The organism is uncultured Paraglaciecola sp. (genome assembly GCF_937123705.1).
Lineage (GTDB): Bacteria > Pseudomonadota > Gammaproteobacteria > Enterobacterales > Alteromonadaceae > Paraglaciecola.
In genome coordinates this window covers 1-14888 of sequence record NZ_CAKZKO010000222.1, presented here as the reverse complement: position 1 = coordinate 14888, position 14888 = coordinate 1, and the positions used below count along the sequence as shown (strand labels likewise).

The window sequence follows — 14888 nt, the reverse complement described above, 5'->3', positions numbered from 1 at the left end:
ACACTAGCAGCCCTGGCAGGCGCGGCACCAGCCGTTACCGCAGGGCAATTATGGCTCGCCTATGAAACAGGCGGGTACATGTATTCAGACAATCTGTCTGATTTTCTGAGAATCGAAGTTCAATCACGCTGCCGATTCCGTCAATTCTGCGATTTGCCAGAGCAAAAGGGATCAAACGCGCAAGGCAAGGGCGAGCAGTTTGCCTGGAACATCTATGGCGATTTGCCAGACGCAGCCAATGAAGGTGAATTGGCTGAAACCGACAAGATGCCTACTACGCGTCTTGAAGGCTCACAGGGCACGTGTACCGTTACCGAATTTGGTACAGCGGTTCCTTACAGTGGCAAACTCGATGACCTGTCTGCGCATCCTGTGCGTGACATCATCAAAAAGTCACTGGAGCGTCATTGCGCACGATCACTCGATGGTCGAGCGCACAAGCAGTGGGCTAAAACGCCGCTGAAAGTGATCCCTGCCGGTGGTAATTCAGCCACCGACATAACCATCACTGAAAACGGCACGGCAGGCGCTGTCAACGATGCGTCCATGACTGCATCACACGTATCTGAAATTGTTTTACAGATGACAGAGCGTGATATCCCGACTCACAAACACGGCGATTACTACTGTATCGCTCGACCTACCACGTACCGCGTTCTCAAGAAAGATTTAGAGAACAAGCAGCAGTACACCGAGACAGGTTTCGGCCGTATCGTTGATGGTGAAAAAGGTCGCTATGACGGTGTACGGTTTGTTGACCAGACCAACATCGAAACAGCTGCCTGGGCCAATGGTAAGTCTAACGATGCGTATTTCTTTGGTGATGATGTGGCGGCTGAATGCTGCGTTATACCTGAAGAGATTCGCGGTAAAATCCCTGATGACTATGGTCGGGGTAAGGGCGTTGCCTGGTACTACCTGGGTAACTTTGCACTCACTCGCACCAAAGCGGAAGACACTCGTGTCATCCATTGGGCGACAGCGTAAGGAGTATTGATATGTCAGACGCAAAAGAAAGCGATTGGAACGACGTCGGGCGCTCATCCGGTTCTGCCGGTATGACTAAAGGCGCATCTGTTAGCTCTGGTATTTCCGAGCATTCGCAGATCAAAGCCGGTAACGCGGATATGGGTCAGGCGCACGGCCAAGGCCAACGACCAAAGCCACTGCCTATGTCCAAGTCAGCCAACCACCACGGTAAGTCTTTCACTTACAAGTGATCTGATTAGCTATCGGAGGTGATTCGAGCAGGCCGACCTTAATAACGCGGTCTGCTCCCTTATCTGGAGAATTTAATGACGACGACAACAATCCAAGAAGAAAACCAGCACTTTACACACGCCGTTGATCGCAACCCCAATGTATCGGGATCACTTGAAACGGGCATTGTTGGGCAAGAGGCGATGTATGCACACAAGGGCAAATACGTGGGCCGTACCGAGGTGGTGCCGGACAACCCCGCCGCCGCCATTTATGAGCAACTAGGGGCATGTGATGGCTACTGTTGATCAAAGGGCTGTTAAGCGACAGCTTATGGCAGAGGGGTTTGGATTGATGTCCCCGCCAAAAGGTGGCGCGATGTACGTTAGGGGTGATGATTATCGTACTGCTAACGGTGAGTCATGTGATGCACCTGTGATTGATGAGCCGACCGCCGATCAGGTTCTCGATGGGAAACTGTCGGCGCGTGTAGCTGATATGACGATAAGTGAAAAGATGCGTTTGATTATGGGCGATACGATTGATCACAACACAATGCGAGATATTATGGGCAATTCTAGTGCTGGGGATGTTCTAAAAGACTACACAGACGCAGCCATTTCCAAGTATCTAAAAGCGCAAGATGTTGATGTGGCCAAAGGTGCAAAACTACCTGCATTGCTGCAACTGGTCGAAGCATTGCACGCATGAATTATCTTGAACTCTGCCAGCGGGTCGCACGTCGAGCCGGTGTATCGGGAAGCCATGCGGTCAAACCTGATTCCGTAATCAATCAAACTGGCAGAATGGCTCTAGTTTGTGATTACGTGGCAGAGGCATCAAGAGAGATTGAAACGACGTGGAATGATTATACATTTATGCGTCGTGAGGTAGATTTTTCCATTTCGGCGAATACGCAGAGTTATGATCCTGGCGCGCTGCAAAGTGATATCGAGCGAATCAACGTTACATCGCTGACTGTTCGTGACGAAAATTCGCGCAATCCACTAACACCTGTTTCATGGGCTGAGCAATACCGTACGCAACGCGTGGTCAATATAGATACCAGTGACATGCTGCCCACTGCATATTCGATTGACAGTGCGGGTATTATTCATTTTCTACCGGTGTCATCTCGTGAGTTTGTATTAAGAGCAGAGGTAATACTTAGAGCAAAAGAGTTGCGAAATAACACAGATGTGCCACATATTCCAGAAGACTATCGTTATTGCATCGTGCACAAGGCTAGAATGATGTATTACGAAGAGGATGAAGCATGGCAACTCTATGAAGCATCAGAGCGTCGATATCGCGAGTGGATGGACAGACTGGAGGATAAATTCCTACCCGCCAACAGTCACGGGCGAACACAAACCACGGAATCCCCTATGATCATGGTTACGGAATGACAGATCAACTCAAAGCTATACCGTTTAATACAGGGTTGAATGAGGTTGTATCAGACTTAAACGCTCAGGCTGGCGATGTAAGGCGATCTTTGAATTACGCTCTTCAGGCAGAGGGCGGGTATGAGTGGATTGGCGGATTATCAGGATGGGCGGGTAAGAGCATATCGCTTAATCTGGACGCTATAGACATACTGGAAGTAGAGACATTTAGCCCGCCACCACCTGAATCTGATTTGGAGTCACAATACGGGGTTAAGTCTACATACATAGGTAAAATCACACGGCAAAACACGTCGATAGTTATTCTTGAAAAGCACAGAGCCACGGAGCAGTTCAGGTTTGGAGGATACTTTGGCGACAAAGTGCCTGAGACAACCAATGTGCTTGATATAAATCCTGTGCTTACAGATTTTGAATTATCACAGGCGAAAGAATTAATTGATAACTTCGGATCGAATTCAGCGCCACGACCAAGCGGTAACGGTGAGATATTCCTATTGCATGAAAACGCAAATTACTTATACTCGGTAAGACAGCGAGGCGTGGATAAGGCCGTTGTTAGCAGATCCATTAACGGTGTTGGCGGGTGGGTTGAGCTTGGTGAGATACAACTGAGTGCATCGGATATCGACAAGGGAATTAGATGGGAGGCGTACAGCTATACATTCGCTGGGCAGAATCCAACTCTATTTATCGTCAATGGGATTACTAGTGCTTACCGAGTTGAATACGCTTCAAATGAGCCGCCTATTGCCGTTATTGATGACGGCGTAGCACAGTTTCCCACACATGTAATTGTCCATCAAAATCATTTATTTCTATCATACCCAGGAGGGCGAATTCTGCACTCTAATCTAGGTGATCCAGTTAATTTTACCGCGCTGGGAGGAGCAGCGGAACTATCAACCGGTGATGAGATAACTGGTTTTCAAATACTTCCAGGTGATTCACTGGGGATATTTTGCCGTGATCGAATCCGCATATTGCAAGGCACATCAGCTGCCGACTGGGTGCTTCAGGATTACTCGGATGAATCGGGAGCTATTGTCGGCACGATTCAAAATATGCCAACATCAATATTCGCAGATAAGAGAGGCGTAACAACGCTTGCATCATCCGATGCCTATGGCAGTTTTAAAGATAAAGCGCTAACCCAGCGTATCGATAGTTTGTACCAAACGATAAGGCAGAACGCTAAATTATATTCAGCAGTAAGCCGGTCTCGATCACAATATCGACTCATTAACGAAGATGGGCGAGGGTTGTATTTTACATTCAAGGGATCTTCGTTAGCGGGGGTTATGGAGGTAGATTTAGGGCTTCCCATTACCGCAATGGCAACGCTTAGAGGTGATGAGGATCAAGTATTTGTGGCCTATGATGGCGCTGTCTACCAAATGGATTATCCGGTATCTCTTGAAGGTGATGAAACTATCGAGGCGTTTATAGAGTTAGTTGATCATCATTACGGCAACCCACGTCAGAAAAAACGATTTTCACAGATTGATGTCGATGTAGTAGGTGATCCACAGGTTACCTTAGAGGTAGCCAATCTTATTGATGGGGGTAAGGACTATTATGAGGATAACGTTCCGGTGTCGATAGACACTCTTTCGAGATCAAAATCAAGCTACCGCCAAGAGTTGCTGTCTCGCTATTCTCAAAGATTTGAAGGTACAGCCTACCTTTGTGGTTCTGGCGTATCCCAATCAATCCGAATAACCCACAAATCCAATCACGCACACAGCATTAAATCAGCAACAGTACACTACCGGTCGCGAGGACAGAAACGATGATGCCATCTATGAATGATCGTGGTGGATTGATTACCGAGGGCCACGCTCAATCGAGTAGGGTGCCGCGACAGCCACAACAACAACCCATGCCGCAAACGCAGGTCCAGGCCAATGCAGCGCCATCAACGCAACTGGCAGGCCATCAGACCAGTATCGGCTCTGATTCGCTGGTAGAGAACAGATTGACAGGATTGCTTAGTCAAGACAATCCGTACATGCAACAGGCCGAAACACGCGGATTGCAGCAAGCTAATGCGCGCGGCTTGATCTCATCATCACTAGCGGTTGGCGCTGTTGAGGGTGAGCGTATCCGATCGGCCTTGCCGATAGCGCAACAAGACGCATCGCTTTACGGTCAGAGCAATTTACAGGATTCGGCCTATACACAGCAAGGCAACCTTAATGCGCAGGCATACCAGAACACATCGAATCTGAACAACCAGCAAGGCCAGATAAACTCGCAATTAGCAACTCATCAAGGTCAGATCAACAGCCAGTTAAACGAGCAGAGTGCGGCTACTCAATTTCAAAACCAATCCAGCTTGCAAGCTCAATCGTCTATTCAAGCAATGCAAAATCAGCTAGGCGTCACGATAGGCAACATCCAGTCAGACCCTAATATGAGTCCACAAGCTAAGGATGATGCAATACAGACCCAGCTAAGTATTCATAATGCAGCGGTAGCGGCGACTACACGAGCTGGACAGTTGGCAACCAGTAGTTTTATCTATATGAATCGAACAACTACGCAGCCTAATGTGGGCGAATCTCAGCCAGAAATAGCCGTTGCAGGTCAGCCGCGCCCAGGTGATCCACGATATGATCCAACGCGACCGCCGCACAGGCAAGATAGAAACATATACGACGAGCGTGATTAATGGTAAGAAAAGCCACGTATTCTGATGCTCACGCTATTAAAAAGTTGGTACGCAAGGCGTGGGCCTTGACGCCATACGGTCATTTGCCGATATCCGATGTAAAGCTATCCAGAACAGTGCATGAATATCTAACGCATCAACGATCACGAATATGGGTTTCTGTGGTTGATGGTGAGGTTAAAGGTGTGTTAGCTGGATCTGTAGGGCAGCTTGAAGTGTCCGAGTGTTTGGGCGCTACAGATAGCATCTTTTATTGCAGGACAGGCGAAGGGCCGGAGCTTATAGGTCGGTATGTCAAGTGGGCAAAAAAACAAGGCGCTGATGTGATCGGTATGTGCGTGTCATCCGGCAACAAATACGCGGACAAACTAATTAGTTCGTCGGGATTCAGTCGAGCTGGTGGGAATTTCTATTGGAGTGATGATGAGTAATCCGGTAAAGAAACTAAAGAAGAATTTCAAAAAGATCGTTAAGGCGGTGATTGTTGCAGCCGTTGTGTTTGCCGCGTTCCCGGCGATAGCGGGAGTGGTGAGCGCAGGAGGTGCGGCGGCCGGGGCATCCACGGTGGGCAGCTTAACAGCAGCGCAGGGGATAACCGGATCGATAGCAGGCGCTGGACTTGTAGGAGGGTCGGCAGGCGCTGCTGCTGGCGGGGGATTGATTAGTGCTATGGGATCGGGTTTGGCCTCGGTCGGTGGCGCTATTAAAGGCGCAAGCCCATTGGTTAAAATGGGCCTTATTCAAACAGGCGGGCAAATGTTGCAAGGCGCGATGACGCCGGAGCCGCAAACCGCAGCAGAAATGGAGGCCGAGCGTCTGGCTGTCTATCACAACCAGCCCACACAAGCGCGTAGCTTTAGCGCTCAACCCACTGGGTTTATAGCGCCACAAGTTGGTGTGCAGAGTCAATTCGCGCAACCTCAGCAAGCGCAGACTCCTCGTGCTGTTGCTCGCGTCAATCCAGCAACTGGACTATTCGAGCGAGCATGATGAATCAAACCGGTGGCGGATTGATCACCAATTCACGAACACAGCAACCTGATAACAGCCTGCCTCAAGTGCAACCGATGAAACAGGTTCAGCCACAGACGCAGGCACCACAACAGCCACAGCAGGGCTTGATCCAACCTCAAGCACCGCAACAACCTCAAGCGCCTCAGACAACTGCCCGGGGCGCACCAGAGCAACCGGCAAATCAGGGCGTTAATGACGTGGCGAGTAATGCGCTGTCATTGCTTCATGACCCAGAGGCTGGGCCACAGTTTGAGCAGATGATTGCTCAAGGCCCAAAGGGTGCCGCACAGGCCGCTGCATTGATCTATGAAGAAGTGGCTAATGCACACCAGCAAAACGGATCGCCGGTTGATGATGATTTTGCAGGTCAAGCGGCTGAGGCAATTATTCAGGATATATCGGATATCGGCATATCAATTGGATCGTTTAAACCGGAGCCATTGATTGACGGCATACCAGCTAGCGCAATGGAATTCGTTGCCCACACAGGCGAATTATTGGCAGGCAAGTTTCCTGAGATTGCCCAAGAGTTTCAAACAATGGCAGGTGATATTACGCCCGAGGATCAGAGCACCGCTCAGCAACTGGCTCAGCATGTTGGAACCCGGCAATGACCCAGGTTAATTTACGTCAGAATCAAGCGCAAAAGCTGACGATACAGCAGGGCGACGAATCACTTATACATCTGTCAAACGTTCATCTACTTACCGGAACTAAGCAGCTGCACACGGGCGGTAAATATCGAACAGATGGCACGTTTTCATGCCCAATGCCAGCAGATGGTAATAACGTAGAAGTTCACGTTATTAGCGGAATGTTGACGTTGGTCGGCGTGGTCGATGGCATTACAAACCCCGTTCTTACGGCTGGACAAAACCGCGAATATGTCAAGGTTGGCGCTGAGTGGCATGTGCTGACCAGTGGGGGCGCTTCTATTGATAGCGGACTGGGAAACTTTAGAAGTTACGCTGCCAGCGCCACAGTGTCACCAGATGATCCTCTATTGTGGTTCGACACAACCTCTGACGCGGTGTGCACGCTCCCGTCCAGCCTTCCTGTTGACACTACATTCGGCATTGTTCGAGGTGGTGCAGGTGGTCTGCGTGTTGTTGGAACAAGTGAAAGTATCTTTGTCGATGGTGTGGCCGATCCGCAAGGCGTTGACTTCAATGAACGTGGCCGAATAGCGTGGTTTCGTAAAAGCCCTACCGGCTGGACCGTCGCCGTATGATCACCAGTATCGCGATTGATAGGCTCTATGCCTATACGCTCGATACGAGCGTTATATCGCGTCATCAACTGGATGCGCCACAGAATGTAGACGAATTCACAGGGCCAGTCGGCGCTGTTGTCAGCCAGATCATGACAACCAATGATTTTATATATGCGTTGTCTGACGCTGGCGTGTTCAGGCGCTATAACCTATCAGAATCCTGGCAGCCAGTTTCTGTGCCTGTTGGCACTACATATCTGTCATCAGGTGATGATTACATCTATACGCTTTCAGCAGGCGCTATTTGGCGTCAAGACTTGGAGGGTGGCGAGTTTGAAAAAATAGCCGCCGATCCGCGAGTGGTCGTGATAACTCAAATTGATCATGATGAGGAGTTTGGATATGCACTTCTATCTGATGGGCGTATCTGGCTGCGTAAGTATCCAATCGGGTCATGGTTTGAATACCGGGCCTTGTCCAACGTAATCCAAATCGTTGCCGGTATTGATTTCATCTACGCGCTCAATGCGTCAGGTGATGTGTTCCGATCTAAAGTTTTCGGGCATTCTGGATGGGAGGGCTTAGGCAGGCCTGGCATTCGGGTTGTGGCCATACCCTCAGATCATGTTGATCGATTGTGGTATGTGGATGGCGATGGGTTGAGCAGTATATCTATATTTAATTGGGGAAAGACTAGTGATAATGCATGGATTGATGCTGACTGGATTGACGCTGACTGGATTTTGGTTGCATGAGGAGTCTATGAATGGGTATTAACTGGGAAGGCGCGGTTGCAGGGTTAGGCGCTGGCATCGCAAACACAGCACAACTTATGATTAGCGCTGAAGTACAGGCACAGCGTGATGCGCGCATGGCTCAGTACAGCCAGCAATCGCAGCAAGCAGGATTTGCACAGCAAAACGCGATGCAAGACCGGCAGTTAGAGGCTCAAGGGGTTATGAGCCAGAATAAGATTGCGGCTGATCAGCAGAAAGCAATGCTTGAGCGCGAGCAGGAATTGTCTGATATGGACCGAAAAGAGGGCCATGCTTTTGCGCTGGCGTCGCACAAGGGAGCTGTCAATCCAAGCGCGACCAACGTTACAGTTAATTCGGGCCAGGACCTGGATGCACGAACAGAAGAGTTTTCTAAGGCGATAGGTAAAGCGGATGCCGAAACGTATGAGTCAATCAGGAATGAAGCTCGGTCGGCCGTCCAAATGGAAGACTCCCTAAATGTTCTTGAAGAGATGCAATCCAAGTTTGAAACCGGCAAGACGCAAGAGGCGTTAGCGATACTTGGGCAATACGCAGGCACCGATGCTGGAGCGGCAATGCAAGCATGGGAGGGCACGATCTCGCCAATCGTACTAGCCAAGGCGGAAGGACTCTCCGGCGTTCTTAGCGACAAAGACATGGAGTTCTTGAAAGCCAGCGTGCCAACATTTGGTAATGATAAACGTGCCAATGCCGTGATGATCGGATTGATGCGAAAGGGTATGCAGCGTGCAATTGAGAATGAAAAATCTATGCAGGAGCACTTAAACGAATTCGGCAATCTCAATAATTGGTCAGCACCTAATCAACAGGGCAGCGGGGTTAATTCAACACCAGCGGCGCAGGCAAATATGAATGCAGCCGATGATCCACTGGGGCTTTTTTCTAACTAATGGATATCTCAGCGTTCAGGGGGAAATACCCGCAATACAACGGCACAGAAGATGCTGTGTTGGCAGATGCGTTATTTGCCAAGTACTACGAGGGCAAAATAGATAGACAAGAATTTGAGGTCAAGTTTCTCGGCGCGCCCATAAAATCAGACAGCCTGCTAGGTGCCGAGCATGGCGACTGGGCTATAACCAAAGGCGCTAAGTCGCTCGCACGCGGTGCCATTGATGCGATCAAGGGTGATGCTGAATTTCCCAAAATGGGAAACATTAACTCTATTGGCGCAGGTAATAATACAGGCGTTGCAATGGCGTCAATGTTTGGCGACGACGAAGACTACGCCAAAGCGTTTAAAAAAGAGCATCCCGATGCAATCGAGAAAAAAGATAAGAACGGCAATGTGTATTTCGAGTTAGCTGAATCTAAAAGTGGCAGACCAATTTATTCTGACACGGACGGTAATAAGTATTCAGAGAAAACAGTGACACTACCTATCGGCGATAAGTGGGTTACTTTTCCATCGGTTGATAGCAATGGCGGAAGTATGTCTGAAGATCAGGTGATGGACTACATCAAATCCAATGGCCCAGTCGATCCGATTACTGGTGAGGAATTTCCACTATTCGATACAGTTGATGAGGCCACTACTTACGCGCAAGAGCGGTCAGATTCGCGAATAAACCGCGTATATTTGAACAAACCAGGGCTTGATGGTGAAGACATAACCCGATTCGTCGGAAAAACCCTGTCGTTCGCCGGAGCAGGCGCTGCCGGAGCGCTAACTAAAGGTGCTGGTCTGCTAGGCAGAATGGCCGCTGTTGGTGGTGCATCTGCTGTCACTGATGCCGCTATGCAAAAGGCCGCTGGACGTGACGAGATTGACGGCGGACAGGTTGTATTGACAGGAGCGCTAGGTGCTGGCGCTGAGGCTATAGCACCAGCTATTGGCGCGATAGTAGGGAAGGTGCGTAGCAAATACAGTCAGTATCAGTGGAAAAAGATGAGTGACGTAGCACAGCGCCGGGTGATTGCTCGGCAACTGACAAAGGATGGATTCAGCCCTGATGACCTTCGCGGCATGTCACGACAGGATTTGAATAACCTAGGGGCGGCTCGCGTTGCTGGTGATGAGTTGGTGTCGCCTGATGCCACTATTGCGCAGAGCGAATTCGGCTACAAGCTCACACGCGGCGATATGATGCCCGATGGCACGCCAACACAACGTGCAGGCAAGTTCAGTCAGTTGGCAGATGAAGAACGACTACGATCCACAGAGTCAGGTCAACGGTTCAGGGATCTGGACGCTGACAATGCATTACAAACTGATACAAATATTCGAGAACTTACCAACAAGCTAGGCGGTGCGCAAGCTGATACCGCAATGGAAGGCGCGGAGCAGGTGCACTCTGGTGTTTTGCAGGCTGAGCGAGCCGCCAAATCAAACGTGGATGATGCGTACAATGTAGCGCGTGGTTTTGATGCAGAGATACAAGAAGATGCGATTTTAGCAATCCCTAGTCGCGTTAATGAAGCGTTGCGCACATCATCAACCACACTAGATGACGAACTGACTCCAGGCGCTGCCAAGGTGCTCAATGATCTAACCGACAACCCTGTAACCACCATCAAGGATCTTGATATACAACGCCAGAGAATCAACAATATTTTCTCTGACACGATGGATAGGCGCGATAAGCGAGCACTAAAGATCATCAAGGATTCGTTTGATGATTCCATTGGCGATGCCATTGATCAAAAACTGTTTACCGGTGACCCTGAAGCACTCGATGCTCTGAAGAACGCACGCGCACTGTATGCCGACTATGCAAAGAAGTTTCGATCTAATGACGAGGCTGGAAAGGTAGTGCAGAAAATGGTTGACTTTGAGACCACGCCGGAACAAGTCAGCCAGTATATGGTTGGCATTAACGGATTGTCTAAGGCTGGTGCCGCTAGGATTGCCAAGCGCTACGGTGATATTGTCGGTCGAGATTCTGAGGCGTTCAACGCTCTCAGAGAGACTGCATTTCTGACTATAACCCGAAAACCGACAGGTGAATCAAAAGGTGCTCAGGCGCTTGTGTCAACGCTGAAAAAAGCAATGAAGGGCCAAGGCTCCAGTTTGATGAAAGAGCTTTACAGCGTAGAAGAAATGGCGACAATTAAGCGGTTTACTATTGCGCTTGAATCAACGATGAAAAATGGTGACTTTGCCAAATCATCTGGCACTGCCGAACGTATGCTGAGATTCTATAATTCGGGTGGTTTCCGTAATCTGCCATTTGTGGATACGGTTAAAGGCGTGCTGGAGAATCACGGTGTTAATCAAGCGCTGTTACCGCCAGCACGACTAGCTAAACCAATATCGCTAGCCGCACCCGTTAATGCCACGGTGTCTAGTCAGTAACTAACCCCACCCATTCGGCGCATACCTCCAACCTATCGCCACGCAAGCGACAAACCACACGCCAATCCCTAGCAATCCTGCATAGCTATGCGCCAGTAATCCGACGCCGGTAGGAATTCCATAGCAAAGACAGTAAAACGCTGTACGCTTGATGCACGCCCAGATTTGAATCATGTCATGAAGATTATCACGTTATCGTTCCTTGCTCTGCTATTCGTCAATGGTTGTTCGTCTAGCGAGTTGTGTAGTTTAGTATTGGCACTTAATCCTCCTTTATAAATTCGTATTTGTACTCAATTTTAACTTGAACTCGTAAGTTCATAATTACCGCGCCATTGACATTTTCTACGCATATGTCACAGCCCTTTGTCGGTTTATATTCTCTAACCCATTCTCTCGCAGCCTCAACAGGGCCACCACTAAAAGCAATTCGCAACGGATCTTGTCCATTGTGAAGAGCGACCTTGTACTGAGGCATCTGGATCTACTCCTTCGCGGTTGGTTTGTATTCGGCACAGGCTTTCATCATCACGCCGAAGCACATCACTACTGGATACGTGAACGTAGTGCAGCTCATTTCGTTTGTCGGCGGGAATCTTCGACACTCAAAGTCACCATACTCGACTGCTGATGAGTTTAAATCTGACTCCATGCACAGATACTCGCAACCTTCGCACGTTCTGCCCTTCCAGTTAGTCATGTCGTCTCTATTATGTCGTGTTTGTATGGCTTCAGTAATGGGTGTGCTGAAAAAGCAAACGGCTTGATTGTAATAAGCTCATCAATGTTCGATATTGCGACATCTATAGGATTATTCCCAGATACTTTCATTTCTGAAAGCATTAGCACATATTCGCGTTCGCCTATGAATGCCATTGCATGAAGCCGCTTACGCTCCAAGTTCAGCGCTTCTTCAAGCTCTACAATACGCTTCTCTTGCAATGCAATTTTGCGGTATAGCTCAGCAGTATTGTCAAACGCTTTGCCAATCTCATGCAACTTTTCTTCCTGTTTAGCCGTCCAGATTTCCTGTATAGAATCACTCATGTTATTTAGACTCCTTTACAATTTCGATTTCAATATTTACTTCTTGTCTTATCGCGTAATTCGGCTCAATACCCCAAACGACACGCTTTATTGAAAATGCAGTTTTATATTTTTGGTTGTCGCGATGGTTCAACATGATTTCATCGCCCACTCTCGGCACTGCGTTCCATATTCGGCTTGCGTAAACTTTTTTATCGAGGTAAAAATAAATGCTGATGGTGGATTGGGAAAACACTCTGCTAGCCCTCTTTTGCGTATATGTAGTGTTGAACACCTATGTACGAACAGTGCGCCCATGCCAGAAAGGGCAGTAGTGATCCTGATGCTATCGGAACACCCCAATACTCCAGCAGTTCACCCCAGGCGAACCAAGCAAGGAATACGTGGCTGATGTAGCCTTTCTTGTATGTGCTCATACTGTAATCACTTCTTTATGATTTTCGGCTTGTTGATAATGCAATCACGCTCTGAGCAACTTACGCCTTTGCTGGTGTAACTTAAAACATGGAAGCGCGCACCATCACAATGCACGTGCTTGGTGTAGTTCTGATCTGACTCGGCTTGCTCACGCGGAGGCACCATAGGAAAGTGATCGATGTATATTGAGTCTTGCACTGTCAAACCTCCTTAACGATTTTGTATTCGTCTATAAACTTAATAAGCTTTTCAGCGCGTATACCGTACAGTCCATGATCCGACAAAACATCTATCATGGGCTTCTCATAAGTCACTTTGTGTTGCAGTTGTTTATACAGTCGCTCAAGCTCTGCAATACGAGCCTGATTTGATAAACGTCCAGCTTCATATGCTGCGGCCATTGGTACGCACTTATCATGATAAGAACCAAGCGCTTTGATTTCAGGCAACAGTTGTAATACCTCATCAGGTATTTGATTTGCTCTGTACTGTTCCTCAGCGTGTGTAATTACTGCGTATTCTGCCATTACTTTTGCCTCTCCTTTACGATTTTGTATTCGTGCCAGGGGTACACGCCTCCGGCGCTCACTACCTTCCCCGCCACTTCTAATTGAGCGATTAGCCCCGGAAGCCATCTATGGTGCTCGCTCATATCGAACGTGCTAACGCGAGGATCACTTTTAAGGCATCGCAATGCATTCTCTTGTGTTCGGTCACGCGGTTTTAGATCAGCAATTGATGAGGAAAAACTATCAATATGTGTTTTCATAATTGCTTACTTGCTACTCGATCCACATGTCATCAGGCAGAGGGTGCCAACCCACTACTGTTAGACCGCTATCATCTAAGTTATTGTTCTCATCATACATATCACCGTCCTCGGTAAAACTGCGCAAACCTTTTTGGTCTGTGTCGAACTCGACGATAACAAGCAAATCAGTTGGTATGTTCATGTTGACTCCTTTGTGAATTGCTGCCTGTATTCTGCCCAGTTAGACTCATCAACCAGATTGATGTCTATGACAGAGCAATTTAAGTCTTTACTATTTTGATATCGAATTGCGCCAGCACAGGGCTTGGTAGTGTCTGAGTGACAAGCCCATGTCTTCCCATGATCCTGTCTCATTGAAATTATTTCGAATGGAGAGGGCAGACACCCATAGTTCTGCACTGTTTCAGATTCATCTGTAAACGCAAACGGGCACGATGTTGTTTGGCAGTCGCTCATACCTTATTGCTCCTTTGCGATCAGCGTATAGCCAGCCTCAAAAGCATCAGCAGGGGAATATGATTGGTAGCCACCTTCATACAAAACGAAGTAGCCGCCAGATTGCGGCTTGTGCTTATCCATGTACTCCTGCGTCACATCTGAAGTCTCACCGTTAAATCCAAAAATAATCATGTCGCCGTTAACTGAATCTTCGCTGTAAACGATTTCATCGATCTTAAATGCCCAAACTTCTTTGTGGCATTTGTACTTAGGTAGTTCTGTGTTAGATGTCATGTCGTGTTTCCCTTTTAAGTGATTTTGTTAAATTCGTACAAATGACCATCAATGAGATCAACGCTTAGAATCTGCATTTCATTGTTCCGCTCCGGCAACATCGAGATCCAGGTGCCTTCTTCTTCAAGATAGTATTTTAGTGCTTCGTGGAAATCGAATCCGCAAGTATCCGAATTGATGGTGACTGCATACTTTATCAATCTCCTGTCGCTAAACAGAAATGCAGTTATAAGTACCACGTGCATGTTGCTCATGTCTGCTCGTTTATGTTGGGTTCTGTTTCGATAGGTTTGAAAGTCACATTCACACCCGCAAGATCGGAGGCATCTGCCGGAT

Annotated in this window: 22 protein-coding genes; 14 read left to right on the top strand and 8 right to left on the bottom strand. The window is 48.3% G+C overall.

Annotation, left to right across the window (positions count from 1 at the left end):
- From Q0688_RS27315 to Q0688_RS27250, 14 genes are all read left to right on the top strand, one after another.
- Window positions 1–987: hypothetical protein (locus Q0688_RS27315; RefSeq protein WP_299085230.1), on the top strand; the 987-nt coding region annotated here is incomplete at its 5' end.
- An 11-nt stretch (window positions 988–998) separates the two neighbouring features.
- Window positions 999–1220 (top strand): hypothetical protein, encoded by a 222-nt coding sequence (locus tag Q0688_RS27310; protein ID WP_299075874.1) that lies wholly within the window; start codon window positions 999–1001, stop codon window positions 1218–1220.
- Between the two features lie 75 nt (window positions 1221–1295).
- On the top strand, window positions 1296–1508 hold the full coding sequence (locus tag Q0688_RS27305; protein WP_299085228.1) for a hypothetical protein: 213 nt from the start codon (window positions 1296–1298) through the stop codon (window positions 1506–1508).
- The gene (locus tag Q0688_RS27300) at window positions 1495–1911 is read left to right on the top strand and encodes a hypothetical protein (RefSeq protein WP_299085224.1); all 417 of its coding nucleotides are present in this window, start codon (window positions 1495–1497) and stop codon (window positions 1909–1911) included. Before Q0688_RS27305 ends, Q0688_RS27300 begins: the two co-directional genes overlap by 14 nt.
- Window positions 1912–2006: 95 nt before the next feature.
- On the top strand, window positions 2007–2609 hold the full coding sequence (locus Q0688_RS27295; RefSeq protein WP_299085221.1) for a hypothetical protein: 603 nt from the start codon (window positions 2007–2009) through the stop codon (window positions 2607–2609).
- Window positions 2606–4405: a hypothetical protein gene (locus tag Q0688_RS27290; protein WP_299085218.1), complete on the top strand. Its 1800-nt coding sequence runs from the start codon at window positions 2606–2608 to the stop codon at window positions 4403–4405. Before Q0688_RS27295 ends, Q0688_RS27290 begins: the two co-directional genes overlap by 4 nt.
- Entirely contained in the window at window positions 4402–5283 is an 882-nt protein-coding gene (locus tag Q0688_RS27285) for a hypothetical protein (RefSeq protein ID WP_299085215.1), read from the top strand. The genes Q0688_RS27290 and Q0688_RS27285 overlap by 4 nt, the downstream gene beginning before the upstream one ends.
- Window positions 5283–5714, top strand: a complete 432-nt coding sequence (locus Q0688_RS27280; protein WP_299085212.1) for a hypothetical protein — start codon at window positions 5283–5285, stop codon at window positions 5712–5714. Before Q0688_RS27285 ends, Q0688_RS27280 begins: the two co-directional genes overlap by 1 nt.
- Window positions 5707–6273: a hypothetical protein gene (locus Q0688_RS27275; protein WP_299085209.1), complete on the top strand. Its 567-nt coding sequence runs from the start codon at window positions 5707–5709 to the stop codon at window positions 6271–6273. Before Q0688_RS27280 ends, Q0688_RS27275 begins: the two co-directional genes overlap by 8 nt.
- Complete coding sequence (locus Q0688_RS27270) at window positions 6270–6911, top strand: hypothetical protein (protein ID WP_299085206.1); 642 nt, start codon at window positions 6270–6272, stop codon at window positions 6909–6911. The genes Q0688_RS27275 and Q0688_RS27270 overlap by 4 nt, the downstream gene beginning before the upstream one ends.
- Window positions 6908–7528 carry a hypothetical protein gene (locus Q0688_RS27265; protein ID WP_299085199.1) on the top strand — a complete coding sequence of 207 codons (621 nt, stop codon included), beginning with the start codon at window positions 6908–6910 and terminating at the stop codon, window positions 7526–7528. The genes Q0688_RS27270 and Q0688_RS27265 overlap by 4 nt, the downstream gene beginning before the upstream one ends.
- The gene (locus Q0688_RS27260; RefSeq protein ID WP_299085196.1) at window positions 7525–8265 is read left to right on the top strand and encodes a hypothetical protein; all 741 of its coding nucleotides are present in this window, start codon (window positions 7525–7527) and stop codon (window positions 8263–8265) included. Before Q0688_RS27265 ends, Q0688_RS27260 begins: the two co-directional genes overlap by 4 nt.
- Window positions 8266–8276: 11 nt before the next feature.
- Window positions 8277–9179, top strand: a complete 903-nt coding sequence (locus Q0688_RS27255; RefSeq protein ID WP_299085193.1) for a hypothetical protein — start codon at window positions 8277–8279, stop codon at window positions 9177–9179.
- Window positions 9179–11584 (top strand): hypothetical protein, encoded by a 2406-nt coding sequence (locus Q0688_RS27250; protein ID WP_299085190.1) that lies wholly within the window; start codon window positions 9179–9181, stop codon window positions 11582–11584. The genes Q0688_RS27255 and Q0688_RS27250 overlap by 1 nt, the downstream gene beginning before the upstream one ends.
- Before the next feature lie 419 nt (window positions 11585–12003).
- Here the strand turns inward: Q0688_RS27250 and Q0688_RS27245 are convergent, their stop codons facing one another.
- The 8 genes from Q0688_RS27245 to Q0688_RS27210 all read right to left on the bottom strand — a co-directional run bounded on the left by Q0688_RS27245 (window position 12004) and on the right by Q0688_RS27210 (window position 14806).
- Window positions 12004–12189, bottom strand: coding sequence for a hypothetical protein (locus tag Q0688_RS27245; protein WP_299085187.1), 186 nt, complete (start codon window positions 12187–12189; stop codon window positions 12004–12006).
- Between the two features lie 91 nt (window positions 12190–12280).
- Entirely contained in the window at window positions 12281–12631 is a 351-nt protein-coding gene (locus Q0688_RS27240) for a hypothetical protein (protein ID WP_299085184.1), read from the bottom strand.
- A 423-nt stretch (window positions 12632–13054) separates the two neighbouring features.
- The gene (locus Q0688_RS27235; RefSeq protein ID WP_299085181.1) at window positions 13055–13246 is read right to left on the bottom strand and encodes a hypothetical protein; all 192 of its coding nucleotides are present in this window, start codon (window positions 13244–13246) and stop codon (window positions 13055–13057) included.
- A gap of 2 nt (window positions 13247–13248) precedes the next feature.
- Window positions 13249–13575: a hypothetical protein gene (locus Q0688_RS27230; protein WP_299085178.1), complete on the bottom strand. Its 327-nt coding sequence runs from the start codon at window positions 13573–13575 to the stop codon at window positions 13249–13251.
- Between the two features lie 255 nt (window positions 13576–13830).
- On the bottom strand, window positions 13831–14001 hold the full coding sequence (locus tag Q0688_RS27225; RefSeq protein WP_299085175.1) for a hypothetical protein: 171 nt from the start codon (window positions 13999–14001) through the stop codon (window positions 13831–13833).
- Complete coding sequence (locus Q0688_RS27220) at window positions 13998–14276, bottom strand: hypothetical protein (protein ID WP_299085172.1); 279 nt, start codon at window positions 14274–14276, stop codon at window positions 13998–14000. The genes Q0688_RS27225 and Q0688_RS27220 overlap by 4 nt, the downstream gene beginning before the upstream one ends.
- 3 nt (window positions 14277–14279) lie before the next feature.
- Window positions 14280–14552, bottom strand: coding sequence for a hypothetical protein (locus Q0688_RS27215; RefSeq protein WP_299085170.1), 273 nt, complete (start codon window positions 14550–14552; stop codon window positions 14280–14282).
- A gap of 14 nt (window positions 14553–14566) precedes the next feature.
- Window positions 14567–14806, bottom strand: coding sequence for a hypothetical protein (locus tag Q0688_RS27210; RefSeq protein WP_299085168.1), 240 nt, complete (start codon window positions 14804–14806; stop codon window positions 14567–14569).
- Window positions 14807–14888 lie beyond the last annotated feature (82 nt).